This is a genomic window from Micromonospora sp. GCM10011541 (assembly GCF_042650725.1).
Lineage (GTDB): Bacteria > Actinomycetota > Actinomycetes > Mycobacteriales > Micromonosporaceae > Micromonospora > Micromonospora sicca.
On record NZ_JBHSBP010000009.1, the window covers coordinates 158,584 to 185,456 of the forward strand.

The following is a 26,873-nucleotide window of genomic DNA, read 5'->3' on the forward strand; positions in this document are numbered from 1 at the left end:
GGCCGGCTCCGGGAACCGGGCCCATCACGAGCGACGCGACCATCGAGCGACGCCGGGATCGCCCGAGCCGGCGGGCGCGGGCGTGCCGTCAGGGCCGCATCTCGTACGTCCCGGCGAGGGCGGCCACCCGCTGCCAGACCCGGGCGGTGCGCTCGGCGTCGCGCACCGGGCGTCGGACGTGGGCCAGCGCCCAGGCGGCCTGCTCCTCCGTGGTGGCCGCCTTGCCGTGCAGCTCGGTGGCGTGCGCGGAGAAGTCGCGGACCAGCAGGTCGAAGATCTCGTCGATCAGGTCGGCGTCGAGGCCGGTCAGCTCCGCCTGCTCCAGGACGAGGTGGCCGTAGACGACCAGGGCGAAGAGCTGGCCGAGGGCGAGCAGGAAGTCCAGGTCCCGCTGCTGGGCCTCGTCCGGGGCGTGCGCGGCGAGCAACGCGCAGAGCCCGTCGGCCTGCTCCCGGAACCGGGCCACGTTCGGCACCGCGGCGTGCGCGTCGTACGCGGCGCGCCAGTCGTGGAAGCGGATCGCGCCGAGGCCGCGGGCCGGGCCCTGCCGGAACAGGAACCCGTCGTCCGTCGGGTCGTGCCGGGTGGGCACCGGGGGAAACTCCGCCGGCTGGAACAGGTAGTTCGCCATGAACTTGAGGATCAGCGCCAGGTTGACGTGCACCGTCCCCTCCAGCTTCGGCAGGCCCCGGATGTCCCTGGCGGCCTTGTCGAAGTAGGTGTCCGCCTCGAAGCCCTTCGCGGCGATCACGTCCCAGAGCAGGTCGATGACCTTCTCGCCCTCGGTGGTGACCTTCATCTTGGTCATCGGGTTGAACAGCAGGTACCGCCGGTCGTCCGGGCCGGCCGAGCGGAAGTAGTCGACCGCCCGGTCGCTGAACAGCTTCATCGCGACCAGGCGGGCGTACGCGTCGGTCAGCTCGCGGCGGACGTGCGGGAAGTCGGTCACCGGGCGGCCGTACAGGACCCGGTTGTGGGCGTGGGTGACCGCCTCGTACATGGCGTGCTCGCAGATGCCGATGGACGCGGTGCAGAGGTTGAACTTGCCGACGTTGACGGTGTTCAGCGCGGCGTCGAAGGCGGCCCGGCCGGTGTGCAGCAGGTCCTCGGCGCGGACCGGGTAGTCCTCGAGCCGGAACTCGCTGACGTACATCTGCGCGTTCACCACGTTGCGGACCAGCCGGTACGCGGGGTGCCGGCTGTCGGCGGCGAAGAAGACGTACCCGTCGGGACCCTCGACGTCGGCCCGGCGGCCGAAGACGGAGACCAGCCCGGCGACGTTGCCGTTGCCGATGTAGTACTTGCCGCCGGTGGCCCGGAAGCCGCCCGCGCCGTCGGGGGTGAGCACCATGTCGGTGGAGTAGATGTCGGCGCCGTGCGGGCGCTCGGAGAGCCCGAAGGCCATCACGTGGCCCTCGTCGAGCAGTTGGGCCGCACGGGCCCGGGCGGCGGCGTTGCCGCTCTGCCAGACCGGGCCGAGGCCGAGGACCGTGACCTGCCAGGTGTACCAGTAGCCGAGCCCGTAGAAGCCGAGGATCTCGCTCAGCGCCGCGTTGCGCGCGGTGTCCCAGTGCTTGTCCGGGTGGCCGCCGGCGTCCGCCGCAGGGGTGAGCAAGGTGGCGAAGAGCCCCTCCTTGGCGGCGAAGTCGAGGAAGTCGCCGTACCAGTCGCGCCGGTTGTAGCCGTCCACGAGCGCCCGCTTGCCGCGAGACTCGAACCAGTCGACGGTGGCCCGCAGCAGCCGGCGGGAGGGCTCGTCGAGGTGGGTGGGGTCGTAACTGTGCGGGTTGAGCAGCAGCGGGTCGGTCACGGAGTCGCCTTCCTGGTCGGGGGGTCGAGGTCGCGGAGGGTGGCCAGGACGTCGTCGAGCCAGGCCAGCACCATCCGCTCGTACGCGATGCCGCCGCGCAGCACGACGTGCTGGAGCGACTCGCGGGCGTCCAGCGCGTCGGGGTCCGGGAAGTCGCGGCGCTCGCCGGCCAGGTAGCCGGCGAGGGTGGCCTCGTGGTCGGCGCGGTACCGCTCGACCTCGGTGGCCAGCGCGGCGCGGCCGGCGGGGTCGTCGAACGCCGCGCCGCGGATCTTGACGGCCAGCTCGTGCCGGACCGCCTCGGGTTGTACCGGGGCGTGCAGCCAGGTGACCAGCGCGGCCCGGCCGGCCGGCGTGGCCGACCAGACCCTCTTGTCGGGCAGTCCTTCCTGGCCGACCTCCTCGCCCGCGATCCAGTCGTCCGCCGCCATCCGCTTGAGCACCCGGTAGATCTGCTGGTGGGTGGCGGTCCAGAAGCGGCCGATCGAGCGGTCGAAGCGGCGGGCCAGCTCGTACCCGGAGGCGGGCTGCTCCAGCAGCGAGACCAGGATGGCGTGCTCCAGCGACATGCCAGCATCTTGCTATGCAACTCGTTGCATAGCAAGGCCGGGTTCAGATGATGAAGTGCGTCCAGTAGGTCAGCCAGACCACGAAGAGCGCTCCCTGGAGCAGCGCCAGCGCGGCGGTCAGCCAGGTGTCGAGGGTGGCCCGGCGGGCCCACCGGGCCAGCACCAGGCCGACCGGGAACGCGGCGAGCAGGTAGCGCAGCAGGCTCTTGTGCACCGGCGGGCCCATCGACAGCGGCACCAGCACCACGATCGCCGTGTAGACCAGGTACGGCAGCTCGGCCCAGCGCATCCCGGCCACGACGACAACCAGGACGGCCACGGCGCACCAGACCCGCAGGGCGTCGGCGCTGTTGTCCCCGGTCAGTGCCGCGTAGGCCACCCGGAACGGGTTCTGCACGCTGATCCCCCAGCCCTTCTCCTGGGCGTGCTTGTACGCGTACCAGTCGCCGGACTGCCAGCGGCAGAACGCCATAAAGGTCAGCCAGCCGGCCGGTACGAGCAGCAGCGGGCAGCCCTGCCGCAGGTACCGCCCCAGCGTGCGGGGGTCCAGCCGGTATCCGTGCTGGCGCAGCAGGACCAGCGCGAGGGGAACCACCACCAGGAAGCCGACCGAGCGGCTCAGCGCCAGGAAGTAGCCGACGATCCCCACCAGCAGCCAGCGGCGCCGCTCGGCGTACCAGAAGGCGGCCAGCGCGAGGCAGAGGAAGAGCGACTCGGTCAGCGCCGCCTGGAACAGGAAGGCGGTCGGCAGGAGCAGCAGGTAGCGGACGAAGCGCCGACCCGCCGCCGGGTCGTCGCCACCCGCCGCGCCATCCGCCGGTCCGCCCGCCGAGCCGGACCCGAGCAGGCGGGCGCCGAGCTGGTGGGCGTAGTAGAGCTGGAAGATCAGGGCGAGGTTGCTGACCAGCAGCAGGGCCCACGCGGTGTGCCCACCCAGCAGCGGCGCGAGCGGGCGGGCCAGGAACGGATACAGCAGCGGGAAGCCGAAGTCCCGCCAGGGCCGGTCGAGCGGGAGCTGGGCCAGGTGGTCGTAGAGGAACGAGTCCCAGGCGAACCAGAGCGAGATCCACCGGTACGGCGAGACGGCGTCCTGCTGGACGCGCATCATCACCTCGTCGGCGGGCGGCGCGCCGGGCACGCCGTCCCAGGCGCTCAACGCGATCACGCCGACCAGGCTGAGCACGACCTTCGAACCGACGAAGACCGCCAGCACGAACCCCCACGGGGCGGGCACCCGGGCGGCGAGCCCGGACACCCTCCGGCCGGTGCGGCGCAGCCGGGCCTCCGCTTCCGGCCGGTCCATGGCGGGCGCGTCGGCCGCGCCGGCCCGCCGCCCGTCCACCATCCGTCCCCCACGCGTCGCCCCCGCCCGCGACCGCCCGGGGCCGCGAACCGTCGCCCGGCATCCCCGTTCCGCGGCCGTTGACACCTGCCCGGCAATGATCGTCTGGCGCGGCGGGCCGCGGGGCGGCTGGCTGGCCGGGGACCGGCGAGATTCGCGCCGCACCGGAAGGTGAAATCGGGGGCAGGCCGGGTAACCGCGCTGCCGCAACTGACCGGACGGCGGCGGAGGGCTCGGACAGCATGGACGAGAAGAACGGCACCGTCGTGATCGGCGCCGGACCGGCGGGGCTGACCGCGGCGTACGAGCTGCTCCGGCACGGCGAGCCGGTCCGGGTCTTCGAGGCCGACGACGTGGTCGGCGGGATCAGCCGCACGGTGGAGCGGGACGGCTGGCGTTTCGACATCGGCGGGCACCGGTTCTTCACCAAGGTGTCCCGGGTCGAGGACTTCTGGCACGAGATCCTGCCCGACGAGGACTTCCTGCTCCGGCCCAGGATGAGCCGGATCTACTACCGGGGCGCGCTCTACGACTACCCGCTCAACGCCGCCAACGCGCTGCGCAACCTGGGCATCGTCGAGGCGTTGCGCTGCGTCGGCTCGTACGGGCGGGCCCGGCTGCGGCCACCGAAGGACCAGTCGCACTTCGAGGGCTGGGTGTCGGCCCGGTTCGGCTGGCGGCTCTACTCGAAGTTCTTCAAGACGTACACCGAGAAGGTCTGGGGGATGCCGGCCGACCAGTTGCAGGCCGACTGGGCCGCGCAGCGGATCAAGAACCTGTCGTTGTCCAAGGCGGTGCTCAACGCCCTGCTACCGAGGCGCAACCGCAAGGACGTGACCAGCCTGATCGAGGAGTTCCAGTACCCGAAGTTCGGGCCCGGGATGATGTGGGAGCGCTGCACCGAGCAGGTGGAGAAGCGGGGCGGCTCGGTGCGTACCGGAACCTCGGTGACGGCCGTGCACCGCGACCCGGCGGCGCGGCGCGCCACCGGCGTGACGGTGGCCGACGCGGCCGGGGAACGGACCGAGCCGGCCGACCATGTGATCTCGTCCATGCCGATCTCCGCGCTGGTCCACGCGCTGTGCCCGGCCGCCCCGCCCGAGGTGCGCGCCGCGGCCGACGACCTGCGCTACCGGGACTTCCTGACCGTCGCGCTGGTCGTGCCCGAGGAGTTCTCGTTCCCGGACAACTGGATCTACGTGCACGACCCGGCGGCGAAGGTGGGGCGGATCCAGAACTTCGGCTGCTGGTCGCCGTACCTGGTGAAGGACGGGCGCACCTGCCTGGGGCTGGAGTACTTCGTCTTCGAGGACGACGAGATGTGGCGTACCCCGGACGAGGATCTGGTCGCCCTCGCCACCGCGGAGCTGGAGCGGCTCGGCCTGGTCCGGCCCGGCTGCGTGGAGGCCGGCCACGTCGTCCGGATGCCGAAGGCCTACCCGGTGTACGACGAGCGGTACCAGCACAACGTGGACGTGATCCGGGACTGGCTGGCCCGCGAGGTGCCGAACGTGCACCCGGTCGGGCGCAACGGCATGCACCGCTACAACAACCAGGACCACTCGATGCTGACGGCGATGCTGACCGCCGAGAACATCGCCCACGGCGCCGGGCACGACGTCTGGACGGTCAACGTGGAGCAGGACTACCACGAGCAGAAGAGGTCCTCCCCGACCGGCGGCGGGCGGCACGGCACCGGACGGGACGCGCCGATCGTGCCCGCCCACCCCGACGGGCTCCGACGGGTGGCCACGCTGCGGGCGGCCACCCCCACCCCCACGTCGGCGCACCGACCCTGAGCCGGTAGGGACGCGCCCGCTGGGGCGGGTAACGGGTGGACGTGAGCGTGGTCATAACGGCTGGACGGCCGGGGTGGCGCTGCTGCTAGCCTTCTCGGCAGGTCATGAGCGCCAGCGTCAAGCCCCGGCTCGCTGGCCGGCAACCCTCCTCCGCGGTGGGGTGCCCCGGGTGAAGACCAGGCACCGGCAGCACGCCGGTGCAAGCGTGGCCTGGTACCCAGGTCATCACCGACCCGAGGGAACCATGTCTGCTCACTCTCGCGCCCCGCTCGCCGACCATGTCGCGTACCCGGCCGGCTTCGCACTGGTCAAGCGCCGGCACGTCGACCTGATGCGGGTGTGCAGCGACGCCTGTCGCCGCGCCGACGCGCGCTGAGCGCCACCACCCCCCTTCCTCGAACCACCCACTCCGGCTCGCCCGCCCCCGGGCCTGCCGTCGGCGGCGTGCGCCCACGCCGCCATCCGACCCAGGAGACACCTGTGCGATTCCTTCCCGCCCTGACCCGCGTCGCCGCGCTCGGTGCCGCCGCCGTCCTCGCCGCGACCGGCCTCACCGCCTGCGGCGACGACGCCGCCACCGGCAAGGCCGCCAACCCGTACGGCCTGCTCCAGCCCGGCGTGCTGCGGGCCGGCACGCTCACCGACGCCCCGCCGAACGTGTACCTGAAGGACGGCAAGTTCACCGGCTTCGACAACGACCTGCTCACCGCGGTCGCCGCCAAGGCGGGGCTGAAGGTGGAGTTCGTCGGCACCGACTTCTCGGCGCTGCTGTCGCAGGTCAACAACCGCAAGTTCGACGTGGGCAGCTCGTCGATCACCATCACCGAGGCGCGGAAGAAGACCGTGGACTTCGGCAACGGCTACGACTTCGGCTACTTCGGACTCGACGTGCCGGCCGGCTCGCCGATCACCGGCTTCGACCAGCTCGCCGGCAAGCGGGTGGTGGTCGTGCAGGGCACCGTGCAGGACGACTACGCCACCGGCAAGAACCTGAACCCGGTGCGGGTGCCCGACTACAACGGCGCGATCAACCAGCTCAAGGCCGGCACCGCCGACGCCTGGATCGCCCCCGCCGAGATCGGTGACAAGTCGGCAGCGGACAGCAACGGCAAGATCACGGTGGCGACCACGCAGCTCAGCCCGGCCCCAACCGCGTACGCGGTGGCGAAGGGGAACGACAAGCTGCGCGAGGCGCTGAACAAGGGCCTCGACGAGGTCATCGCCGACGGCACCTGGACGAAGCTTCAGGCGCAGTACTACCCGGGCCGCCCGATCCCGGCCGACTTCAAGCCCGGCAGCGGCGCGGTCGCCGTCCCTGGCCCGGCGGCGCCGTCGGCGTCGGCCGCTTCCTGACGTACGCGAACACGAGCGAGCGGGGCGGTAGGAGATTCCGATGGATCCGTTGAGCACCCTGTGGGAGACCTTCTTCGACTGGGACTCCATGCGCGAGGCGCTACCCGACATGCTGACCGTCGGGTTGCCCAACACGCTGATCCTGGCGGTCTCCGCCGCCCTGCTCGGCTCGCTGCTGGGCATACTGCTGGCGATCGCCGGCATCTCGCGTAGCCGCTGGCTGCGCTGGCCGGCCCGGGTCTACACCGACATCTTCCGCGGCCTGCCCGCCGCCGCGACCATCCTGCTCATCGGCGTCGGCCTGGCGCCACTGGGCATGGAGGTCTGGGGCCCGAACCCCTACCCGCTGGGGATCCTGGCGCTGTCGCTGATCGCCGCCGCGTACATCGGTGAGATCTTCCGGGCCGGCATCCAGAGCGTCGAGACGGCGCAGCTGGAGGGGGCCCGGGCGCTCGGCTTCTCCTGGGGCGAGGCGATGCGCCTGGTGATCGTCCCGCAGGGCGTCCGGCGGGTGCTGCCGGCCTGGGTGAACCAGCTGATCGCCCTGATCAAGGACTCCAGCCTGGTCTACTTACTCGGCCTGCTGGCCAGCCAGCGGGAGCTGTTCCGGATCGGGCAGGACTACGCGGCGAACACCGGCAACCAGTCCGCCCTGCTGCTGGCCGGCCTGTTCTACCTGGCGTTGACCGTGCCGCTGACCCACGCGGTCAACTGGATCGACCGGCGCCTGCGCCAGGGTCGCGCGATCACCGTCGACCCCGACGACGACGGCGGGCTGGCCGTGGCCGGCCAGGTCGCCCTGCCCCCGGAGACCGCCGCGCCGCAGCGAGAGGACCAGCGATGACGACCACCACCACCGGCACGACGACCTCGGTCAGCCTCGGCGTCCGGGACGTGCACCTCGCCTTCGGCGCGAACCGGGTGCTGCGCGGCGCCGAACTGGACGTGGCCCGGGGCGCGACGGCCTGCGTGATCGGCCCGTCCGGCTCCGGCAAGTCCACCCTGCTGCGCACCATCAACCGGCTCATCGAGCCGGACTCCGGCGACGTCCTGCTCGACGGCCGCAGCGTGCTGCGCGACGACCCGGACGCGCTGCGACAGCGGGTCGGCATGGTGTTCCAGCAGTTCAACCTCTTCCCGCACATGACCGTGCTGCGCAACATCACCCTCGCCCTGCGGAAGATCAGGAAGCTCTCCGAGGACGAGGCGATGCAGGTGGCCCGGACCCAGCTCGACCTGGTCGGGCTGGCCGCCAAGGCCGACTCCCGTCCCGCGCACCTCTCCGGCGGTCAGCAGCAGCGGGTGGCCATCGCCCGCGCCCTGGCCCTGCAACCGCAGGTGATGCTCTTCGACGAGGCGACCTCGGCGCTCGACCCGGAGCTGGTGAAGGGGGTGCTCGGGGTGATGGCCGACCTCTCCGCCGGCGGCATGACCATGGTGGTGGTGACCCACGAGATGGGCTTCGCCCGCGAGGTCGCCGACACGGTGGCCTTCATGGACCACGGCGTGGTCCTCGAGGCCGGCGAGCCGGCCGCCATCTTCGAATCCCCCGAGCACCCCCGGCTGCGCCGCTTCCTCGCCCAGGTGCTCTAGCCTCCGGAGCTCAGGCCTCCGGGCAGCGGTCGGAGAGGGCGTACCGGGTCAGCACCACGTCGCCGATCTGGCGGACCTCCAGCACCCGGGCACGCCGTCCCGGGTGCCAGGGGAAACTGCCGTCCCCGACGAAGCGCGGCGCCCGGCCGTCGCCGACGAAGAACGGCGCGACCACCAGGTGCAGCTCGTCGGCGAGTCCGGCGCTGAGGAACTGCGCGTGCACGGTGCCGCCGCCCTCGACCATCAGCCGGCGTACGCCCCGGGCGGCCAGGTCGGCCAGCAGCGTCCCGGGACCGGCCGGCTCGCCGGCGTCGACCACCGTCGCCACCCCGCCCAGCCGCTCCCGGGTCTTCTCCAGCGCGCCGCTCGGGCAGTACACCAGCTTCGTCGCCTCGCCCATGGTGAAGAAGCGGGCCGCCGGGTCGAGGTCCCCGCTGGCGGTGACCGTGACCTTCGCCGGGGACGGCGGCAGGCCCCGGGCCACCCGCTCGGCCCGGCGCCGGTCGGAGCGCACCAGCAGCCGCGGGTCGTCCCGGCGGACGGTGACCGCGCCGACCAGGATGGCGTCGCAGCCCGCCCGGACCGCGTCGATCCGGTCCAGGTCGTCGGCGTTGGACAGCAGCAACCGCTCGGCCGAGGCGTCGTCGATGTACCCGTCGATCGACATCGCGCAGCTGAGCAGCACGTACGGCCGGTCGGTCATGGCACGAACGGGAGGTCGAGGGCGTGGTCGCCGCGGCGGACCTTCGCCGCCAGGTAGCCGGCGTTGGCCGGGGACAGGTGCACGCCCGTCGGCACCCGCTCGGCCACCGTCACGCCGAACCGGTCGAGCTGGTCGGCCTTGTCCGGGTTGTTGCTGAGCAGGGCGACCCGGGGCACGCCCAGCGCGGCCAGCATCTGCGCGGCCACCCGGTAGTCGCGCTCGTCGGCGCCTCGGCCCAACGCCAGGTTCGCCTCGTAGGTGTCCAGGCCGGCGTCCTGCAGGGCGTACGCGTCGAGCTTGGCGTACAGGCCGATGCCGCGCCCCTCCTGCCGCAGGTAGAGCAGGAAGCCGTCGGCCTCGGCGATGCGCTCGACGGCCTCCCGCAGCTGCGGGCCGCAGTCGCAGCGCTGGCTGCCGAAGACGTCCCCGGTCAGGCACTCGCTGTGCGGCCGCACCAGGGGCGGCGGCCCGCCGGTGGCCTGCCCGTCCAGGGTCGCCGCCCAGTCACCGAGGCCGAACGCGAGATGCTCCCGGCCGTCCACCAGCCCGTCGAACGAGAAGACCCGGGCGTCCGTGACGTACCCGTCGGGGAACCGCAGCGGCACCGTCACCTGGGTCCGGACCGTCGCCGCCGGCAGCGCTTCGTCCATTGCTCTCCTCCGTCCGGTGCCGCCGGACGGGCCGGCCGCGCTTACCAAGGTCCACCGTAGGCGCGGTCAGCGAGCGGTGCTCGCCGTCGTCGCCGGGAACCGGCCCAGCAGCAGCACGGCCGCGCCGGGCAGGCTCGCGACGAGCACCAGCGCGCCGTACACCATGGCGGCGGCGACGCCCTGCGCGGCGGTCAGGCCGGCGGCGGCGAACGCCCACGCGGCGACCCCCTCGCGCGGGCCGAACCCGCCGACGTTGGCCGGCAGCCCCATCGCCAGCAGGGCCAGCAACGTCAGCGGCACCAGCCGGGCCAGCGGCGCGTCGGCGCCCGCGGTGCGGGCCGCGACCACGAAGGTGGCCAGGTGGCCGGCGACCACCACGGCGGAGGCGACCACCACGCCCAGCCAGGTACGCCGGGCGAGCAGTCCGGACCGGACGTCGGCCACCGCGGTGCGCAGCGCCCGCCCCCACCGGGAGGCGCCGGAGCGCGGCGCCCGGCGGGCGAGCAGGACCAGGCCCAGCCCGACGGCCAGCAGCGCGCCGGCCACCGCCGGCAGGTACGGCCGGACCGGCGAGGGCAGCGCGGCCAGCACGACCACGGCGATGACCAGTTGGACGACCTGCCCGGCGGTGCGTTCCCAGACCACCGCGCGGATGCCCCGGCTGACGTCGCCGGCGTCCCGGCCGTGCCGCACCGCCCGGTGCACGTCGCCCAGCACCCCGCCGGGGAGCGTCGAGTTGAGGAAGACCGCGCGGTAGCAGTGCGCCACCGCGGCGCCCATCGGCAGCCGCACGCCGAGGCCGCCCGCGACCAGCGCCCACCGCCAGGCACAGCAGACGGTGGTGACGAGGCCGATGGCGAGGGCCGCGGCGAGCGCCCGGCCGTCGATCAGCCGCAGCCCGTCGAGGAACGGCCCGGTGCCAACCCACCAGACCAGGGCGGCGAGCACCCCCAGCCCACCGAGCGTGCGGACCCAGGCCCACGGCGACCGGGCCGCGGCCGGGGACGCGGCGGCCGCCACCGGGGGTACGACGGGCGCGGCGATGGTCGCGTGCGACAAGCGGTCCTCCCTCTGTCCACCCGGTCTCACGTACGGCGTGGCCGTCCGGTTCACCCGCCGGCCAGCAGGTCGGCGTGGTGCAGCAGCACCCGCAGCCGCCCCTCGGCCGCCTCGGCCAGCCGCCGCCGCCGGTACGCCCCGGCCGGCGCGGCCAGCTCCGGCCGCTGCTCGCCGGCCGCGTCGAGCCAGCCGGTCAGCCACTCCGCGGTCAGCGTCGCCTGCTCCGGGCCTAGCCGCCACGGGCTAGGCCGGACCAGCACCTCGATGCCCCGCCGGGCGAACGCCGCCCGGGTGGCCGCGACCGCGTCCGGCCCGAGCAGGGCGCGGCCGTCGACGGTACGGCGCTGGTGCGCGTTGAACGCCGCGGCGAACTCCGCGTCCAGCGGGTCGGCCGGGGTGAACTCGACCCGGCCGACCACGGTGAGCATGAACAGCGTGAGGTGCCCGGCGCACGCCGCCACCACCCGCTCGACCTCCGCGGCGGTGAGCATGTCCAGCAGCGCCGAGGCGGTGACCAGGCCGGCGCCGGCGAGGTCCGCGGCGGTCAGCCGGGTGATGTCGGCGCGCCGGGTCTCGACGGTGACCTTGCTGCCGTCGGCGGCGGCGTCCACCAGGTCGGCCATGGCCCGGTCCAGCAGGTCGGCGTCCCGGTCATACAGGATCCAGTGCTGCGGCCCGGGCAGCAGCGGCGCCAGCCAGCGTCCCATCGCACCGGTCCCGGTGCCCAGGTCGTGCACGACCAGCGACCGGTCACCGGTCAGCCGGCGGCGGACCCGGGCGACCAGGTCGGTGGCGCGGGCCGCGGCGTCGGCGGGCTCGCGCAGCCGCAGCCAGTCCGCGAAGTCGGGCGGGAGCTGGGTGGTCATGCCGCCGTGGTCTCCTTCAGTGCGGCCGCCAGGCGGGTCGAGGTGACCGCCCAGTCGGTGAGGGTGTCCCGCCGGTCCCGGGCGGATCGCCGCAGCCGGGCCCGCTGCGCGGGGTCGGTGAGCCAGCCGCGCAGCGCGCCGGCCAGCGCGTCCGGGTCGTCGGGCGGCACGAGCAGGCCGGGCCGGCTGCCGTCGGGGGCGTGCCCGAGCGCCTCGGGCAGCCCGCCGGCGTCGGTGCCCAGCACCGGTACGCCCCGGGCCAGCGCCTCGGTGACCACCATCCCGTACGTCTCCCCGCGCGAGGCGAGCACCAGCAGGTCCGCGCGGGCGTACGCCTCGCGCAGGGCCACGCCGGTGCGGGCGCCGAGCAGGCGGACCCGGCCGGTGAGGCCGGCGTCGGTGAGCTGCCGGCGCAGCCGGTCCACGAAGTCGGGGTCCCGGGTCAGCGCGCCCACGCAGTCGCAGGTCCAGGGCAGGTCGGCGACCGTGGCCAGCGCCGCGGCGAGCACGTCGTGGCCCTTGTGCGGGGTGACCGCCGCGACGCAGAGCAGCGCGGCGCCGGCCGCCGAGCCGGGGGTCGGCGGCGCGGGGTCCACCCCGGGCGGGGCCGCCCGGACCCGATCGGCGGGCAGGGCGTACCGGTCGAGCAGCCGGCGGCGGGTCCACTCGCTGGTGGTGACGACGGCGGTGGCGGCGGCCAGCGCCGCGGCCTCGGCGTCGGTCTCCAGCGGCAGGTGCACGAGCGGCACCAGGCGCAGCCGGCGGGCCTGCGGCGCCAGCACCCCCGGCACGGTCGAGGCGACCAGCCCGTCGAGCAGCACCAGCGCGCCGTCGGGCAGCCCGGCGAGGACGCCGGCGAGGGCGGCCCGCTCCCCCGCCCCCGGTCGCGGCCAGTCGCCGGGCACGGGATGCTCCCGGACGGTCCAGCCGGCCGCGGCGAGCCCCTGGCAGACCCGGCGGTCGTAGCCGTTGCCGCCGCTGGGGCTGGCCGGGTCGTCGATGTCGCCCGGCAGCACCACGTGCAGCGTGGTCATCCGCTACAGCGACCGGTCGTAGCTGGCCCAGGCGACGTGCGACTCGTGCAGCGTGACGGTGATGCCGCCCAGGCCCCGCGCGCCGTCGCCGAGCCGGCCGGCGTGCACCCGCTCGGCGAGCCGGTCGGCGACCGTGCGGGCCAGCACCTCCGTGGTGGTGTTCACCCCGGCGAAGTCGGGCTCGTCGTCCAGGTTGCGGTAGGTCAGCTCGCCCAGGACGGCCTTGAGCTGCTCGGTCGCCCGGCCGATGTCGACGACGATCCCGTCGGCGTCGAGGTCGGGGCGGCGGAAGGTGGCGTCGACGACGAAGGTGGCGCCGTGCAGCCGCTGGGCGGGCCCGAAGACGTCGCCGGTGAAGCTGTGGGCGACCATCATGTGGTCACGGACGGTCACGCTGAACACGGATCACTCCCCGTCGTAGGTGATGAGGTGGCAGAGCGCGGGCAGGCGGCCCGTGCCGAGTCGGTCGAGCACGTCGGGCAGTTCGGCGAACCGGGACCGACCGGTGAGCAGCGCGTCGAAGGCCGGATCGGCGAGCAGGTCCAGGGCCAGCGCCAGCCGGTCGCGGTAGCTCCGGTCGGCCCGCCGCGGCGACACCGTACCCACCTGGCTGCTGTGGATGCGCAGTCGTCCCGAGTGGAACGCCCCACCGAGGCGGAGCGTGACCGGGCGGTCGCCGTACCAGCTCAGCTCCAGCACGGTGCCCTCCGGGCGGAGCAGGTCCAGGGACCGTTGCAGGCCGTCGGCGCTGGCGCTGGCGTGCACCACCAGGTCCCGCCCGCCGGCGGCGTCGGCGGGAAGGGCGAAGTCGACCCCGAGCGCGGCGGCCACCGCGGCCCGCGCCGGGTCGGCGTCGACCAGCTCGGTCCGTACCCCGGGGAAGCGGGCCAGCAGGGCGGCGACGCAGCAGCCGACCATGCCGCCGCCGACCACGGTGACGCGGTCGCCGACCAGCGGCGCGGCGTCCCAGAGCGCGTTCACCGCGGTCTCCACCGTGCCGGCCAGCACCGCCCGGGCCGCCGGCACCCCGTCCGGTACGACCACCACCGCCTCGGCCGGCACGACGTACGCGGTCTGGTGCGGGTACAGGCAGAAGACGGTCCGCCCGCGCAACGCCTCGGGCCCCTCCTCGACGACGCCCACGTTGAGGTAGCCGTACTTGACCGGGGCCGGGAAGTCGCCCTCCTGGAACGGGGCGCGCATGGTGGCGTACTGGTCGGCGGGGACCCGGCCGGCGAGGACCAGGGTCTCGGTGCCCCGGCTGACGCCCGAGTAACGGGTGCGGACCAGCACTTCGTCGGAGCCGGGGGCCGGGAGGGTCAGCGACCGGATCTCGCCCTCGCCGGGGACGCGGAGCCAGAAGGCGCGGGCGTCGCGGGTCACGAAATTCCCTCTTTTCCGCATCCGGACCGAACCGGACGGCCGTATTACCCGTGTTGACTGGCAGGGTTGTCGATCATAGACACGGAGGCAGGGTGTCCACGGTTCGAAATGGGCCGCTACTCGGGCTGATCGCCCAGTTCGTCCTGCTGGCCGGGCTGGCCGGCACGGTCGGGCTCGGCGCGCCGGGCTGGCTGGCCGGCCTCGCGTACGGCGCGGCCCTGTGCGGTCTGTTGCGGCGCGGCCTGCGGGCGGCCGGGAGGGACGCGCTCGGCCCGGCGGACCGGGTGACCCTGACCCGGGCGGTCCTGGTCGGCGGCGTGCTGGCCCTGACGGTCGACGGCTGGGGGCGGCCGGCGTCGGTGGCGGTGCTGGTCCCGCTCACCGCCGTGGCGCTGGCCCTCGACGCGGTCGACGGTCGGGTGGCCCGACGCACCGGGACCGCGAGCGACCTGGGCGCGCGGTTCGACATGGAGGTCGACGCGTTCCTGATCCTGGTGCTCAGCGTCCACCTGACGCCGGCCGTCGGCGGCTGGGTGCTGGCCGCCGGCGGGATGCGGTACGCCTTCGTCGCCGCGGGCTGGCTGCTGCCCTGGATGCGCGGCACCCTGCCGCCGCGGTACTGGCGCAAGGTCGTCGCGGCCGCGCAGGGCGTCGTGCTGGCCGTCGCGGCCGCCGCCGCGCTGCCGCCGCCGGCGACGACCGTGCTGGTGGCGGGCGCGCTGGCGATCCTGGTCGAGTCGTTCGGCCACGACGTCGCCTGGCTGTGGCGGCACCGCCCCGTCACCGTCACCGTCCCGCAGGCGAGCCTCCCGCAGGTCGCCGTCCGACCCGCGACCGTTCCGCACGTCGCCGTCCGGCACGCGAGCGTCCCGCACATCGCCGTCCGGCACGTCACCGTGCCGCGCGCGATGCGGGTCACCGTCACCCGCGCCACCCACGTCGCCGTCTCCGGCGAGCCGGCCACGGGCCGGTGGACGGCCCACCAGCCGGTCTGAGCCGGCACGACCGCCGCCACCCCGGGCACGCAGGGAAGGACCGAGGAGTTGTCACTCATCACGCGCTTCCGTCGAACGGCGGTGGAACCGCCGGACGACGAAGCCGCCCCCTCGACGGTGGTCACGCCCCGGGGCCGCCGCATCCTGGCCGGAGTCGTCACCGGGCTCGCGGCGGTGCTGGTGCTGGCCGCGCTCGTGGCGCCGGACCAGCTGAGCCGGCTCCGCCCCGGCGCGTTCCTGCGGATTCCGGTGGAGGGGCTGGTCGCCGTCGCGCTGCTGCTCGTCCTGCCGGCCCGGGTACGCCGTCCGGTGGCCGTGGCGCTCGGTCTGACGCTCGGCCTGTTGACCGTCCTCAAGCTCCTCGACATGGGCTTCTTCGTGGCCCGGGACCGGCCGTTCGACGTACTGCTCGACTGGGGGCTCTTCGACGACGGCTTCGGCTTCCTCACCGACTCGGTCGGCCGGGGCGGCGCGGTCGCCGCCGCGGCCGGCGTGCTGCTCCTCGCCGGCGCGCTGTTCGTGCTGCTCACCCTGTCGGTGCTGCGGTTGACCCGGCTGGTGGTCCGACACCGCACCGCCACGGTCCGCGCCGTCGCGGCACTGGCCGTGCTCTGGCTGGCCTGCGCCGTGTTCGGGGTGCGGGTCTCCCCCGGCGTGCCGGTGGCGGACCGGGAGGCGACCACCCTGGTCGCCGCGCACGCCGGTCAGGTGCGGGCCGGGCTGCGGGACCGCGAGGCGTTCGCCGGCGAGGCCGCCGCCGACGCCTTCCGGGACGTCCCCGGCGACCGGCTGCTGACCGGGCTGCGCGGCAAGGACGTGCTGGTGACGTTCGTGGAGAGCTACGGCCGGGACGCGGTCGAGGACCCGGAGTTCGCGCCGCACGTCGACGCGGTGCTCGACGCCGGCTACCGTCGGCTGCGGGCGGCCGGGTACGACGCGCGCAGCGGCTTCCTCACCTCCCCGACGTTCGGCGGCGGCAGTTGGCTGGCGCACGGCACCCTGCTGTCCGGGCTCTGGATCGACAACGACCAGCGCCACCGGGACCTGCTGGCCGGGGACCGGCTGACCCTGAACGGCGCGTTCCACCGGGCCGGCTGGCAGACGGTGGGGGTGATGCCGGCGGCCACCCAGCCCTGGCCGGAGGGGAAGTTCTTCGGCTACGACCGCTACTACGACGCCGAGAAGCTGGGCTACCGCGGCCCGAAGTTCAGCTACGCTCCGATGCCCGACCAGTACACCCTGGCCACCTTCCAGCGGCTGGAGCGGGCGAAGCCGCACGCCCCGCTGATGGCGGAGATCCCGCTGGTCTCCAGCCACTCGCCCTGGTCGGTCATCCCGAAGCCGGTCGGCTGGGACGCGGTCGGCGACGGCTCCATCTTCCACCAGGCGTCCACCAGCAGCGGCGGCAGCCGGGACGTGGTGCAGCGGGACGCCACCCAGATCCGCGCCGACTACCGGCACTCGATCGAGTACACGCTGGACACCCTGGTCTCCTACGTGCTGGCGTACGGCGGAAACGACCTGGTGCTGGTCTTCCTCGGCGACCACCAGCCGGCGACGGCGATCACCGGTGAGGGCGCCAGCCGGGACGTGCCGATCACCGTGGTGGCGCACGACCCGAAGGTGTTCGACCGGATCGCCGGCTGGGGCTGGCAGGACGGGCTGCGCCCCGGGCCGCGGGCCCCGGTGTGGCGGATGGACACCTTCCGGGACCGCTTCCTCACCGCCTTCGGTCCGCAGCCCGGCCGGTGACCGCTCCGGCGCCGCTCACGCCGGGTAGGCGTGGGTCTCGGCGGCCTTGACCGCCGCCCAGACCCGCTGGCCGGGGGCGAGCCGCAGGTGGGCCGCCGCGGCCGGGGTGACGTCCGCCGCGACGGTGATCGGGCCGTCGAGCTGGACCCGAAGGTTGTCGCCGTGCCGCTGCACCCCGGTGACGGTGGCCGGCCACACGTTGCGCGGGCTGCCGTCGGGCCGGGCCGGGTGCAGGGCGACGGCGGCGGGCCGGAAGGCGACGAAGGCGTCCCCGACGACCCGGTCCGCCGCGGTGAGGGTCAGCTCGCCGACCCGCACGGTGTGCCCGTCGGCGCGACCGCGGTGCAGGTTGAGCCCGACCAGCCGCGCCACGTAGTCGGTGCGCGGCCGGGCCGTGACGCCGGCCGCGTCCCCCTCCTGGACCACCCGCCCGTGCTCGACGATGAGCAGCCGGTCGGCGAGCACGAAGGCGTCCAGCGGGTCGTGGGTGACCAGCAGCGTCGCGCCGGAGTGGCCACCGAGGTGCCGCTGGAGCTCGGCCCGGGTGTCCAGCCGGGTGCCCGCGTCCAGGGCGGCGAGCGGCTCGTCGAGCAGCAGCAGGGTGGGGTCGACGGCGAGGGCCCGGGCGAGGGCGACCCGCTGGGCCTGCCCGCCGGAGAGCTGCCGGGGCCGGCGGCGGGCCTGCTCGGCCAGGCCGACCCGGTCCAGCCAGCCCCGCGCCCGCTCGCGGGCGGCCGACCGGTCGGCGCCCTGCCGGCGCGGCCCGAACGCGACGTTGTCCAGCGCGCTCAGGTGCGGGAAGAGCAGATAGTCCTGGAACACGACGCCCACCGGACGCCGCTCCGGCGGCACCCAGCGCCGCCGGTCGGGGCGGTCGAGGTCGACGCCGTCGAGGGTGAGGTGCCCGGCGGCCAGCGGGTGCAGGCCGGCGAGCGCCCGCAGCGCGGTGGTCTTGCCGGCGCCGTTCGGGCCGAGCAGCGCGACGACCTCACCGGCGGCGATCCGCAGCCGGACGTCGAGCTGGAAGGCGTCCCGGTCGGCGACCAGGTGCGCGTCCAGCAGGGGCGGGGCGGTCACGGGGCGCCGACCCAGCGGTCCCGCAGCCCGGCGAGGATGGCGACGGAGACGGTGAGCAGGATGAGGCTGAGCACGATCGCGGCCGGCAGGTCGGTCTCCAGGGCGAGGTAGACGGCGAGCGGCATGGTCTGGGTCCGGCCGGGATAGTTGCCGGCGAAGGTGATGGTGGCGCCGAACTCCCCGAGGGCCCGGGCCCAGCAGAGCACCGCCCCGGCGGCGACGCCGGGGGCGACCAGCGGCAGGGTGACGTGGGTGAAGGTGGTCCAGCGCCCGGCGCCGAGGGTGGCGGCGGCCTCCTCGTAGCGCGGGTCCGCGCCGCGCAGCGCGCCCTCGACAGCGATGACCAGGAACGGCATGGCGACGAACGCCTCGGCGAGCACCACCCCGGCGGTGGTGAACGGCAGGGTCACCCCGAACGTGGCGTCCAGCCAGGACCCGAGCAGCCCGCGGCGCCCGAAGACCAGCAGCAGCGCCACCCCGCCGACCACCGGGGGCAGCACCAGCGGGACGGTGACCAGCGCCCGGACCAGCCGCCGGCCGGGGAACTCGACCCGGGCCAGCAGCCAGGCCAGGGGTACGCCGAGCAGGACGCAGAGCAGCGTGGCGAGGGTGGCGGTCTGCAGGGACAGCCGCAGTGCGGTGAGCACGCCGGGCTGGGCCAGCCGCTGCGGCAGGGTGGTCCACGGCGCCCGGGCGAGCAGCCCGACCAGCGGCAGGACGAGGAAGAGCAGCCCGAGGCCGGCGGGCAGCAGCAGCGCGAGGGGCACCCGGGGCCGGCGTCGCGCCGGGCGGGCCGCCCGCGCGGCGGTGTCGCGGGTCCGCACCTACGCCTGCGGGGGCTGGAACCCGGCGGCGGTGAGCACCGCCCGCCCGGCGTCGGAGCGGACGTGGTCGACGAAGGCGCGGGCGGTCGCCGGGTCGCCGGCCCGCTTGAGCACGACGATCGGGTAGTCGTTGATCGCGCGGTCCGACTCGGCGAACTCGATCGCGTCCACGTCGGACGCGGCGGCGCGCGCGTCGGTGCGGTAGACCAGCGCGGCGTCGACCTCGCCGAGCTTCACCTTGGCCAGCGCGCCCTTGACGTCCTGCTCCAGAGTGGCCGGGGTGAGTCGGACGCCGGCCGCGTCGAGAGCCGTGCGCGCCGCCGCTCCGCAGGGCACCTGCTCGGCGCAGAGCGCGACCTTCGCCCCGGGCCGGGTCAGGTCGGGCAGCCCGGCGATCCGCCGGGGGTTGCCCCTGGGCACGGCGATGACGAGCTGGTTGCGGGCGAGGGTGACCGGGCTCGCCGCGGCCTCACCGGCGCCGGTCACCGTCTTCATGGTGGCGGGTGAGGCGGCGGCGAAGACGTCGGCCGGGGCGCCCTGGGAGATCTGGGTGGCCAGCGCCGAGCTGCCGGCGAAGTTGAAGGTGACCCTCGTGCCGGGGTGGGCGGCCTCGAAGTCCCTGCCGAGCCGGGTGAACGTCTCGGTCAGCGAGGCGGCGGCGAAGACGGTGACCCGCCCGCCGCCGGCCGTGCCGGCGGGCGCGTCGTCACCGCCGCAGCCGGCCAGGCCGAGGGTCAGCGCGGCCACCCCGGCCAGGGCGGCAGGGATCCACCGTACGGTCACGGGCTGGTCCTTCCCCTGGGGGCGGTGGCGCGTTCCACCACGACGGTCGTCGACTTGATCACGGCCACGGCCACCGAGCCGACCGTCAGGTCGAGGTCGTCGACGGCCTCGCGGCTCATCAGCGACACGATGCGGAACGGCCCGGCCTGGATGTCGACCTGCGCCATCACCGTGTCCTTGACCACCGCGGTGACGATCCCGCGCAGCCGGTTGCGGGCGGACGACAGCTCCGGGTGCCCCGGGGCGCGGACGAACGCGGCCAGGTCGACGCCGTCGACCACCCGGTGACCGTGGTCGTCCCGGCTGGCGGCCAACCGGCCGGCGTCGATCCAGCGGCGGACCGTGTCGGGGCTGACCCCGAGCAGTTCGGCGGCCTCGCCGATCCGGAACACCGTCACTCGGCCACCCTAACGGCCCGCACCTGCGATGGGGAAGACGCCGGAAGCCTGGCATCCTCAAGCCGGTATGCCGGAGTAGGACCGCGCCTGCGCTACCTTCCGTGTCCGCCCCAGCCGGACCCGAGCAGCGTCGAGGTGGGAGCCCGCGGGGAGACGGGACACAGGCGGGCGTTCGGGTTTAGCCTCGGGGGGCACGGTCGGCCCCGGGGGAGCGGCATGAGCAGCCTGACGACGGACACGGTGATGCCCGCGGCGTTCTTCGGCCACGGCAACCCGATGAACGCCCTGGAGGTCAACCGCTACACCACCTCCTGGCGCGACTTCGGGCGGGCCGTGCCGCGACCTCGGGCGATCCTGGTGGTCTCCGCGCACTGGTACATCGGCGCCACCGCCGTCACGGCCATGCCCCGCCCCCGCACCATCCACGACTTCTACGGCTTCCCCCGGCAACTGTTCGACCTGGAGTACCCGGCGCCGGGACTGCCGGAGCTGGCCGAGGAGATCAGCGACGCCGTGCACCCCACCTGGGTCGGCGCCGACGTGGACTCCTGGGGCATCGACCACGGCACCTGGTCGGTGCTGACGCACGCCTTCCCCGAGGCGGACATCCCGGTGGTGCAGTTGAGCATCAACGCGTTCAAGGGGCTGGACTACCACCTGGACCTGGGGGCCCGGCTCGCGCCGCTGCGGGAACGCGGGGTGCTGATCGTGGCCAGCGGCAACGTGGTGCACAACCTGGGCGGGGTGGACCCGCGGCTGACCGACGAGGGCTTCGACTGGGCGCGGCGCTTCGACGACGCGGCCCGGGAGGTCCTGCTCGACGCGCCGACCGAGGCGGCCCGGCTCGACGGCCACCGCGACTACGACCTGGCCGTGCCCACGCCGGACCACTTCATCCCGCTGCTGTACCTGGCGGGGCTGGCCGACGCCACCGCCGGCCGCCCGGAGGTGCTGGTCGATGGGTACGCGTACGGGTCGCTGTCGATGACCGCATACACCCTGGGGCTCAGCTGCCCGCGGACGGCGCCGGCGACCGGGGCGCCGTCGCTGCCGGCCGACGTGCCGGCGGACTCGGCCAACATCTGACATCCACCGTCGGCGCGGCCGGGCCGACCGGCCCGGCCGCGCGTACCCGCTCAGTCCTCGGCCCGCCAGCGGTAGAACACGTTGGCCACCGCGTCCTGTGGGCCGTGCCAGGCGTCCGGGTTGTAGGGGCTGATGTACGGGCTGAGCTCTTCCATGATCTTGGCGAAGACCGGCTTGTCGTCATGGTTGTTCCGGGTGGCCTCGGCGATCGCCGCGTCCTGCTCCAGAAGGTGGACGTAGACGTCGTCGATCGAGTACAGCCAGCGCCCGGTGACCCCCAGCTCGGCCGGCAGCGAGCCGGCGTCGGACTCGGCGAAGATCCGCGCGACGTCGGCCTCCGCGCCGGGCTTGATCCGACCGATGATCACGGTCAGCGTCGGGTCGGCCGACGCCTCCCCCTCCGGCAGCCAGCGGTAGAACTCCTTGGCGACGGAGTCGGAGGGGTTCTTCCAGTACCTCGGGTACGGCGTCACGTACGGGGCGATGGCCTCGGCGATCTTCTGGAACGCGGGCAGCCCGCGGGTCTGGCCCGACACCTTCGGGTCCTGCTCGCGCTCGATGACGTGGATGTAGAGGTCCTCGTGGGAGAGCAGGATCCGCCCGATCACCCCGAGGTCCTGCGGCCGGGTCGTCTTGTCGTAGTAACCGAAGACGTCGCCGACGATGTTCTCACTGCCCGGAACCATGTGACAGACGATCACGTTTCGGAAGACCATGACTGCTCCTTGGGTGGGATCGGATGGACGGGTGCGGATGGGGCGGAGGTGATCAGGCGGTGAAGCGGACCGGAAGCTCCAGCAGGCCACGGAACGGCGACGCCGCCGGCAGCCGGCGCAGCTCGGCGGCCGGCACCCCGAGCCGCAGCTCCGGTAGCCGGCGCAGCAGCGCCCCGATGCCGATCTGTGCCTCCATGCGGGCCAGCGACACCCCCAGGCAGTAGTGGACACCGTGACCGAAGCCGATGTGCGGGCCGCGCTCGCGGCAGAGGTCCAGCCGGTCCGGGTCGGCGAAGTGCTCCGGGTCGTGGTTCGCCGAATTGATCACCACGCCGACGATCGACCCGCGCGGGATGCGTACGCCCTGGTACTCGACGTCCTCGGTGGCGATCCTGGGGCTGGCCACCGGCAACGGGCCGTCGAACCGGAGCAGCTCCTCGATCGCCGCGGGCAGCAGCTCCGGCTTGGCGCGCAGCAGGTCGAGCTGGTCGGGATTGGTCAGCAGGGCCACCGTCGCGTTGCCGATGAAGTCCGCGGTGGTCTGGTGCCCGGCGAACAGCAGCAGGAACGAGGTGGTGACGAGCTCCGCTTCGGAGAGCTTCCCGTCGTGGTCGCAGGCCTCGATCAGCGCACTGATCATGTCGTCGGCCGGATGCGCGCGCTTGGCCTGCACCAGGTCGACGAAGTAGTGGTGCAGCCGCAGCTGGGCCTCCTGCACGGCCGCCCGGTCCTCCTGCGGACTACGGCCGGACGACCCGGACGTCCTGATCACCTGCGTCCAGTCGAGGACCCGGTCGTGGTCGGCCTCCGGTATCCCGATCAGCTCGCCGATCACCCGCATCGGCAGCGGAATCGCGAACTCGTGCATCAGCTCGGACTGACCCTGCGGGACGATCTTGTCGAGCAGGTCGTCCACGATCTGCGCCACCCGGGGTCGCAGCGCCTCGATGCGGCGCGGCGCGAACGCCTGCGACACGATCCGGCGCAGCCTGGTGTGCTCCGGCGGGTCCGAGTTGAGCATGTTCTTGTTCAACCCCTCCGAGTTCGGCCCGAAGATCCGGAGGTAGTGCTGGTCCGGGCCGTACAGGTCCTTGGAGAGCCTGGGATCGGTCAGCGCCGCCTTGGCGTCGTCGAACCGGGTGATCAGGTAGGAGTCGAACCGCGGCGAACTGACCGGGCAGACGGGGGCGTCCGCCCGCAGCCACGCGAAGGTGGGATAGGGGTCGGCGGCGAACTCGTCGGTGTAGAGCTCCGACGCGGGTACGGCATCGTCGGTCATCGGGACTCCTCGGGCTCGCTCCGCACGCTGTGCAGGACCTGGTAGGTGTGCCGTTGCGCGGATTCGCGGAGCTCGCGGATCATGCGCAGCAGCCGGTCACGGTGCTCGCTGCGGCCGAAGGCGTCCAGCCGTTCGCGGTCCGCCCAGTCGCTGATGATCAGGTAGCTGCGCGGGTCGTCGGCATCGCGGACCAGGTCCTGGTGCAGGCATCCGTCCAGCGTGCTGATCTCCTCGGCCGCCGAGAGCCACTCCGCCTCGAACCGTTCCTCGCAGCCCTCCCGGGTACGCATCGCGAGCACGGTCCGTACGGTGGTCATCGCGCGCCTCCGAACACCAGTTGCAGGTTCTTGCTCAGCGCGTCGGCGTCGATCGGCTGGCTGCGGAACCCGACGTGCCCGTCCGGGCGGACCAGGTACAGGGCGCTGCCGGCGACGCCGTACGCGGCCCGGAACTCGCCCCCGGCGTCCCGCACCACCGGCGGGTCGAGCAGCCCCGGCGCGTCGCCGTCCGGGCTGAGCAGCAGGTACACGTCGATCTGTCCGGACGCCTGCCGGCGCACGTCGGCGCACAGCTTGCCCACCGCGGCCACGGTCGCCTCGTCGGCCGAGCCGTCGGCGTAGACCAGCAAGGTGTGCCGGGTGCCGCGGGTCAGGTCGTGCAGTCGCAGCGGATGCCCGACACCCCGCCGGCGCAGGCCGCCGACGTCGGGTGCGCGGTCGCCGGGCCCGGGGCCGGCCCGCAGGGCGTCCGGCGCGGACAGCGACTCCCCGACGAGCGGGCTGTCCGAGTAGCTGAGCAGCATGGACATCTCCTGCAGGAACTGACGCTTCAGGTCGTTGCGGTCCAGCTCGTCGGTGAACGCCATCCGCACCGCGCGCCCGACGATCTCCTCGCCCTCCGGCCGCCGCTCGGTCTCGTAGCTGTCCAGCAGCCCGGGCGCGGCGAGCCCCCGCACCGCCAGCGCCAGCTTCCACGCCAGGTTCCAGGCGTCCTGGATCCCGGTGTTCATGCCCTGGCCGCCCGCGGGTGGGTGCAGGTGCGCCGCGTCGCCGGCCACGAACACCCGGCCGGCGGCGTACCGGTCGACGATCCCGTGGCTGATCCGGAACACCGACGACCAGCGCAGGTTCGACGCGCGCGTGCCGGGCGGGGCCAGGTGGTCGATCGCGGCCTGGACGTCGGCGAGGGTCGGTTCGGCCAGCTCCTCGCTGAACCCGGGCGGGGCGTCCTGCCCGCCGGTCTGGGCGAAGAACCGGGGCGGCGCCAGCGTCGCGATCCGGTACCGGGACTCGCCACGCAGCGGGACGCAGACCAGCATCCCGTCCATCCGGCCGTCGGTCTCGTGCATGAACCGGAGCAGGTGACCCTCGGGCATGTCCCAGTCCACGTCCACGTCCCCGAGCATGAACAGCTGCGGGAACCGGCCCAGGCCTCCCGAGAACGTCAGCCCGAGCAGCTCGCGCACCCTGCTGTGCGCGCCGTCGCAGCCGACCAGGTACTTCGCGCGTACCGTCTCCTCGCCGCCGGCGGTCGCCACCGTGGCCAGCACGCCGCCGTCGTCCTGGGTGAACGCGATCAGCTCGGCGCCGCGCTGCGGGCGCACGCCGAGGGTGGCCAGCCGTTCGGTGAGGATGCGCTCGGTCTCGTACTGCGGCAGGCCGAGGTGCGCGTACGGCAGTTCCGGCAGTTCCCAGCTCATCCGGTGGGTCTGCACGCCGTTGACGAACACCATGTTCCCGGTCAGCCAGATCCCGGCGTCCATCGCGTCGCGCACGATGCCCTGCTCCGCCCAGATCTCCATCGTGCGGCAGTGGATGCCGATCGCCTTGTCGGCCTGGGCGGGCGGGGTGGCCTGCTTCTCGATCACCCGGCACTCGATGCCGCGCCGGGCCAGCTCGACGGCGGCGGTCAGCCCGGTGGGCCCCGCCCCGACGATGAGTACGTCCGTTGTGGTGTGCACGTCGATCTCCTTGCCCGTGCTCGGTTCTCGCCTGCTTTCGGGATGAGCCACGTCGTGGAAGAGGCGGCGCCGGATGTCCAGGAGGAACGGCGCGATCGGACCGGCCTCCTCCTGGGCGTGTGCCGGGTTGCCGATCCAGCGGTAGAACTCGGTCTCGCTGCGCCATTCGGCGAAGATGTGGTGGACGTCCGAGCCGGGCTGACGCAGCAGGTCCTCGCGCAGGTACCCGGGTACCTCGGCCATCCGTGCGGTGACCTCGACGTACCCGCGCTCGAACTCGGCCAGCCGGTCGGCCGGCACGGTGAGCTCGACATCCACGAAGACCTTCGAGCCGGTGCCCTCGGGGCCGCGCATCACCCGGCGGCTCGCCGGCCCGGACGCCTCGCACAGTGGACGGACCGTGTCGGCGAACCGCGCGGCGACCGGTCCGGTTTCGTAGTCGTGCAGCGCGGACTCGTCGGCCCACTCGGTGACGACGACGAACGAGCGCGGATCGTTGGCGTCGAGCAGCAACTCCCGCCGCAGGTTCCCGGCCAGCCGGCTGATCTGCCCGGCGGCCGTTCGCCACGCGGCTTCCACGGCGTGCTCGCGCCCCGGGCGCGCGCGGATCCGGACCATCGTCCTGATCATGGATTTCCCTTCGAACGCCGGCGGGAGACGATCGGGCTGATGAACGCGCTTGAGCCGCGCGCACCGACCAGGAAGGCGTCGACAGCCATCCGGCAGGACTCGCGAACGATGAGCAGCAGGTTGCGGACCATCACGGAACTCCTTCCTGATTCCGGCGGAGGTTCTTGCTCGTGGTGCCGGCGAGGTCCCCGACCGGTGTCGCCCGGACCACGACGACGTCGTCCTGCGACCCTGCCGGACGTCGCGTCACGCCGCCGTCACCGACGACCGGCACCGAGTCCCCGGCCGTTGACGGCGGCGGAACGGGTCCGGGCACAGTGGAGCCAGGGAGACCACGAGAGGCGGGTCCGGCGGGGCGCGGGGACGGGTCCAGGTCCGGCCGGCGGCCGCTAAGCCGGCGCGTGGATCGGCGCGAGCACGTCGCTGATCAGCGCGGACATCGCCGCGGACGGTGCGAGTTGCAGCTCGCGCGACAGGAGGTCGCGGTAGGTGAAGAAGGCGTGCAGCGCCTCGTACGCGTTGCCCTCCGCCAGGTGCGCCTCGACCACCAGCCGGTGCGGCGTCTCCCGCAACGGGTCGGCCGCCATCGCCTCGAGCGCCGCCTGCAACGCCTCGCCGTGCTCGCCGACGCGCAGGTGGGCCCGGGCCAGTTCGTCGAGCAGGTGCAGCCGCAACTGTCTGAGCCGTTCCCGCTCCACCAGCACCCAGTCGTCGTACCAGCCGGGCAGCAGGTCGTGGCGCCCGGCGGCGAGGACCCCCGCCGCCGGCCGCGGGTCGCCGCCCTGGCTCACCCGGGCGGCCACCCGGGTCAGCTCGTCGACGTCCAGGTCGACCTTCGGGTGCAGCCGGACCGTGTCGCCGTCGGTGATCACCGGGCAGAGCGGATCGCGGCGCAGCCGCCACAGCGCCGTCCGCAACGACGACAGCGCGCGCTCCTCCGACCCGTCCGGCCACAGCAGGCGCGCCAGTTGGGTACGGGTGGCAGCCGGCCGCAGGCCGATCAGGGCGATGCCGCGTTGCAGGCCGCGCGGCACCACCACGGCCCGGCCGCCGTGCAGCAGCCGAAAGCCACCGAGCAGCAGGAGCCGGATCTTCGGCTCGGCGCCGGACACCGGTCCGATGCCGCCTGTCGTGGACAATCGCGTGCTCTCCTCAGAGATCACGATCGACCCCCCTGCACCGGGACCCTGGTGGGCGAAGGCCGCCCTGGCG

General features: G+C 74.0%; 28 protein-coding genes and 1 riboswitch. Of the genes, 8 read left to right on the forward strand and 20 right to left on the reverse strand.

Annotated elements, in window-relative coordinates; all coding sequences use genetic code 11:
* Nucleotides 1-88: 88 nt before the first annotated feature.
* From ACFOYX_RS03595 to ACFOYX_RS03605, 3 genes are read right to left on the reverse strand one after another with little or no spacing between them, the layout of a single operon-like run.
* Complete coding sequence (locus ACFOYX_RS03595; RefSeq protein WP_322439480.1) at nucleotides 89-1,810, reverse strand: acyl-CoA dehydrogenase; 1,722 nt, start codon at nucleotides 1,808-1,810, stop codon at nucleotides 89-91.
* Complete coding sequence (locus tag ACFOYX_RS03600; RefSeq protein ID WP_322439481.1) at nucleotides 1,807-2,379, reverse strand: PadR family transcriptional regulator; 573 nt, start codon at nucleotides 2,377-2,379, stop codon at nucleotides 1,807-1,809. Before ACFOYX_RS03600 ends, ACFOYX_RS03595 begins: the two co-directional genes overlap by 4 nt.
* A gap of 43 nt (nucleotides 2,380-2,422) precedes the next feature.
* Nucleotides 2,423-3,724: a hypothetical protein gene (locus ACFOYX_RS03605; RefSeq protein WP_322439482.1), complete on the reverse strand. Its 1,302-nt coding sequence runs from the start codon at nucleotides 3,722-3,724 to the stop codon at nucleotides 2,423-2,425.
* A 239-nt stretch (nucleotides 3,725-3,963) separates the two neighbouring features.
* On the opposite strand from ACFOYX_RS03605, the gene ACFOYX_RS03610 reads away from it, so the two are divergent.
* The 5 genes from ACFOYX_RS03610 (at nucleotide 3,964) to ACFOYX_RS03630 (ending at nucleotide 8,466) form a co-directional block, all read left to right on the forward strand.
* Nucleotides 3,964-5,520: an NAD(P)/FAD-dependent oxidoreductase gene (locus ACFOYX_RS03610; protein WP_322439483.1), complete on the forward strand. Its 1,557-nt coding sequence runs from the start codon at nucleotides 3,964-3,966 to the stop codon at nucleotides 5,518-5,520.
* A gap of 100 nt (nucleotides 5,521-5,620) precedes the next feature.
* Nucleotides 5,621-5,732, forward strand: a riboswitch (SAM riboswitch).
* A gap of 32 nt (nucleotides 5,733-5,764) precedes the next feature.
* Entirely contained in the window at nucleotides 5,765-5,896 is a 132-nt protein-coding gene (locus ACFOYX_RS03615; RefSeq protein ID WP_255544393.1) for a hypothetical protein, read from the forward strand.
* Between the two features lie 104 nt (nucleotides 5,897-6,000).
* Nucleotides 6,001-6,873, forward strand: coding sequence for an ABC transporter substrate-binding protein (locus ACFOYX_RS03620; RefSeq protein WP_322439484.1), 873 nt, complete (start codon nucleotides 6,001-6,003; stop codon nucleotides 6,871-6,873).
* Between the two features lie 40 nt (nucleotides 6,874-6,913).
* Nucleotides 6,914-7,717: an amino acid ABC transporter permease gene (locus ACFOYX_RS03625; protein WP_322439485.1), complete on the forward strand. Its 804-nt coding sequence runs from the start codon at nucleotides 6,914-6,916 to the stop codon at nucleotides 7,715-7,717.
* A complete protein-coding gene (locus ACFOYX_RS03630; RefSeq protein ID WP_322439486.1) occupies nucleotides 7,714-8,466 on the forward strand; it encodes an amino acid ABC transporter ATP-binding protein in 753 nt (250 codons plus the stop codon). Before ACFOYX_RS03625 ends, ACFOYX_RS03630 begins: the two co-directional genes overlap by 4 nt.
* Nucleotides 8,467-8,476: 10 nt before the next feature.
* On the opposite strand, the gene ACFOYX_RS03635 is transcribed toward ACFOYX_RS03630, so the two are convergent.
* The 7 genes from ACFOYX_RS03635 to ACFOYX_RS03665 all read right to left on the reverse strand — a co-directional run bounded on the left by ACFOYX_RS03635 (nucleotide 8,477) and on the right by ACFOYX_RS03665 (nucleotide 14,161).
* Nucleotides 8,477-9,169 (reverse strand): dihydrofolate reductase family protein, encoded by a 693-nt coding sequence (locus ACFOYX_RS03635; RefSeq protein WP_322439487.1) that lies wholly within the window; start codon nucleotides 9,167-9,169, stop codon nucleotides 8,477-8,479.
* Nucleotides 9,166-9,819, reverse strand: coding sequence for a GTP cyclohydrolase II (ribA, locus tag ACFOYX_RS03640; protein ID WP_322439488.1), 654 nt, complete (start codon nucleotides 9,817-9,819; stop codon nucleotides 9,166-9,168). The genes ACFOYX_RS03635 and ribA overlap by 4 nt, the downstream gene beginning before the upstream one ends.
* A 66-nt stretch (nucleotides 9,820-9,885) precedes the next feature.
* The gene (locus ACFOYX_RS03645) at nucleotides 9,886-10,839 is read right to left on the reverse strand and encodes a lysylphosphatidylglycerol synthase domain-containing protein (protein ID WP_322439616.1); all 954 of its coding nucleotides are present in this window, start codon (nucleotides 10,837-10,839) and stop codon (nucleotides 9,886-9,888) included.
* An 89-nt stretch (nucleotides 10,840-10,928) separates the two neighbouring features.
* Nucleotides 10,929-11,744, reverse strand: coding sequence for a class I SAM-dependent methyltransferase (locus tag ACFOYX_RS03650; RefSeq protein ID WP_322439489.1), 816 nt, complete (start codon nucleotides 11,742-11,744; stop codon nucleotides 10,929-10,931).
* Nucleotides 11,741-12,778, reverse strand: coding sequence for a glycosyltransferase family 4 protein (locus ACFOYX_RS03655; protein ID WP_322439490.1), 1,038 nt, complete (start codon nucleotides 12,776-12,778; stop codon nucleotides 11,741-11,743). The genes ACFOYX_RS03650 and ACFOYX_RS03655 overlap by 4 nt, the downstream gene beginning before the upstream one ends.
* 3 nt (nucleotides 12,779-12,781) lie before the next feature.
* Nucleotides 12,782-13,180, reverse strand: a complete 399-nt coding sequence (locus ACFOYX_RS03660) for a 6-carboxytetrahydropterin synthase (protein WP_322439491.1) — start codon at nucleotides 13,178-13,180, stop codon at nucleotides 12,782-12,784.
* A 3-nt stretch (nucleotides 13,181-13,183) separates the two neighbouring features.
* Entirely contained in the window at nucleotides 13,184-14,161 is a 978-nt protein-coding gene (locus tag ACFOYX_RS03665) for a zinc-binding alcohol dehydrogenase (RefSeq protein ID WP_322439492.1), read from the reverse strand.
* A gap of 92 nt (nucleotides 14,162-14,253) precedes the next feature.
* On the opposite strand from ACFOYX_RS03665, the gene ACFOYX_RS03670 reads away from it, so the two are divergent.
* Both ACFOYX_RS03670 and ACFOYX_RS03675 read left to right on the forward strand, forming a co-directional pair.
* Nucleotides 14,254-15,156 (forward strand): CDP-alcohol phosphatidyltransferase family protein, encoded by a 903-nt coding sequence (locus ACFOYX_RS03670; protein ID WP_377533808.1) that lies wholly within the window; start codon nucleotides 14,254-14,256, stop codon nucleotides 15,154-15,156.
* 48 nt (nucleotides 15,157-15,204) lie between these two features.
* Nucleotides 15,205-16,908 carry a sulfatase gene (locus ACFOYX_RS03675; protein ID WP_377533809.1) on the forward strand — a complete coding sequence of 568 codons (1,704 nt, stop codon included), beginning with the start codon at nucleotides 15,205-15,207 and terminating at the stop codon, nucleotides 16,906-16,908.
* A gap of 15 nt (nucleotides 16,909-16,923) precedes the next feature.
* Here the strand turns inward: ACFOYX_RS03675 and ACFOYX_RS03680 are convergent, their stop codons facing one another.
* The 4 genes from ACFOYX_RS03680 to ACFOYX_RS03695 are packed head-to-tail and all read right to left on the reverse strand — an operon-like array spanning nucleotide 16,924 to nucleotide 19,990.
* Nucleotides 16,924-17,985 (reverse strand): ABC transporter ATP-binding protein, encoded by a 1,062-nt coding sequence (locus ACFOYX_RS03680; protein ID WP_377533810.1) that lies wholly within the window; start codon nucleotides 17,983-17,985, stop codon nucleotides 16,924-16,926.
* Entirely contained in the window at nucleotides 17,982-18,809 is an 828-nt protein-coding gene (locus ACFOYX_RS03685; RefSeq protein WP_322439493.1) for an ABC transporter permease, read from the reverse strand. The genes ACFOYX_RS03680 and ACFOYX_RS03685 overlap by 4 nt, the downstream gene beginning before the upstream one ends.
* On the reverse strand, nucleotides 18,810-19,592 hold the full coding sequence (gene modA / locus ACFOYX_RS03690; protein WP_322439494.1) for a molybdate ABC transporter substrate-binding protein: 783 nt from the start codon (nucleotides 19,590-19,592) through the stop codon (nucleotides 18,810-18,812).
* The gene (locus tag ACFOYX_RS03695; protein WP_109802791.1) at nucleotides 19,589-19,990 is read right to left on the reverse strand and encodes a molybdopterin-binding protein; all 402 of its coding nucleotides are present in this window, start codon (nucleotides 19,988-19,990) and stop codon (nucleotides 19,589-19,591) included. Before ACFOYX_RS03695 ends, modA begins: the two co-directional genes overlap by 4 nt.
* 216 nt (nucleotides 19,991-20,206) lie before the next feature.
* Here ACFOYX_RS03695 and ygiD point away from each other — a divergent pair, with 216 nt between their 5' ends.
* On the forward strand, nucleotides 20,207-21,076 hold the full coding sequence (gene ygiD / locus ACFOYX_RS03700; protein WP_322439495.1) for a 4,5-DOPA dioxygenase extradiol: 870 nt from the start codon (nucleotides 20,207-20,209) through the stop codon (nucleotides 21,074-21,076).
* A 50-nt stretch (nucleotides 21,077-21,126) separates the two neighbouring features.
* Here the strand turns inward: ygiD and ACFOYX_RS03705 are convergent, their stop codons facing one another.
* From ACFOYX_RS03705 to ACFOYX_RS03730, 6 genes are all read right to left on the reverse strand, one after another.
* A complete protein-coding gene (locus ACFOYX_RS03705; RefSeq protein ID WP_322439496.1) occupies nucleotides 21,127-21,792 on the reverse strand; it encodes a TcmI family type II polyketide cyclase in 666 nt (221 codons plus the stop codon).
* Between the two features lie 52 nt (nucleotides 21,793-21,844).
* Complete coding sequence (locus ACFOYX_RS03710; RefSeq protein WP_322439497.1) at nucleotides 21,845-23,071, reverse strand: cytochrome P450; 1,227 nt, start codon at nucleotides 23,069-23,071, stop codon at nucleotides 21,845-21,847.
* Complete coding sequence (locus ACFOYX_RS03715; protein WP_322439498.1) at nucleotides 23,068-23,388, reverse strand: antibiotic biosynthesis monooxygenase family protein; 321 nt, start codon at nucleotides 23,386-23,388, stop codon at nucleotides 23,068-23,070. Before ACFOYX_RS03715 ends, ACFOYX_RS03710 begins: the two co-directional genes overlap by 4 nt.
* A complete protein-coding gene (locus ACFOYX_RS03720) occupies nucleotides 23,385-25,649 on the reverse strand; it encodes an FAD-dependent oxidoreductase (RefSeq protein ID WP_322439499.1) in 2,265 nt (754 codons plus the stop codon). Before ACFOYX_RS03720 ends, ACFOYX_RS03715 begins: the two co-directional genes overlap by 4 nt.
* A gap of 8 nt (nucleotides 25,650-25,657) precedes the next feature.
* Nucleotides 25,658-25,792, reverse strand: coding sequence for a hypothetical protein (locus ACFOYX_RS03725; RefSeq protein ID WP_255420207.1), 135 nt, complete (start codon nucleotides 25,790-25,792; stop codon nucleotides 25,658-25,660).
* A 258-nt stretch (nucleotides 25,793-26,050) separates the two neighbouring features.
* Entirely contained in the window at nucleotides 26,051-26,800 is a 750-nt protein-coding gene (locus ACFOYX_RS03730) for a bacterial transcriptional activator domain-containing protein (protein WP_322439500.1), read from the reverse strand.
* Nucleotides 26,801-26,873 lie beyond the last annotated feature (73 nt).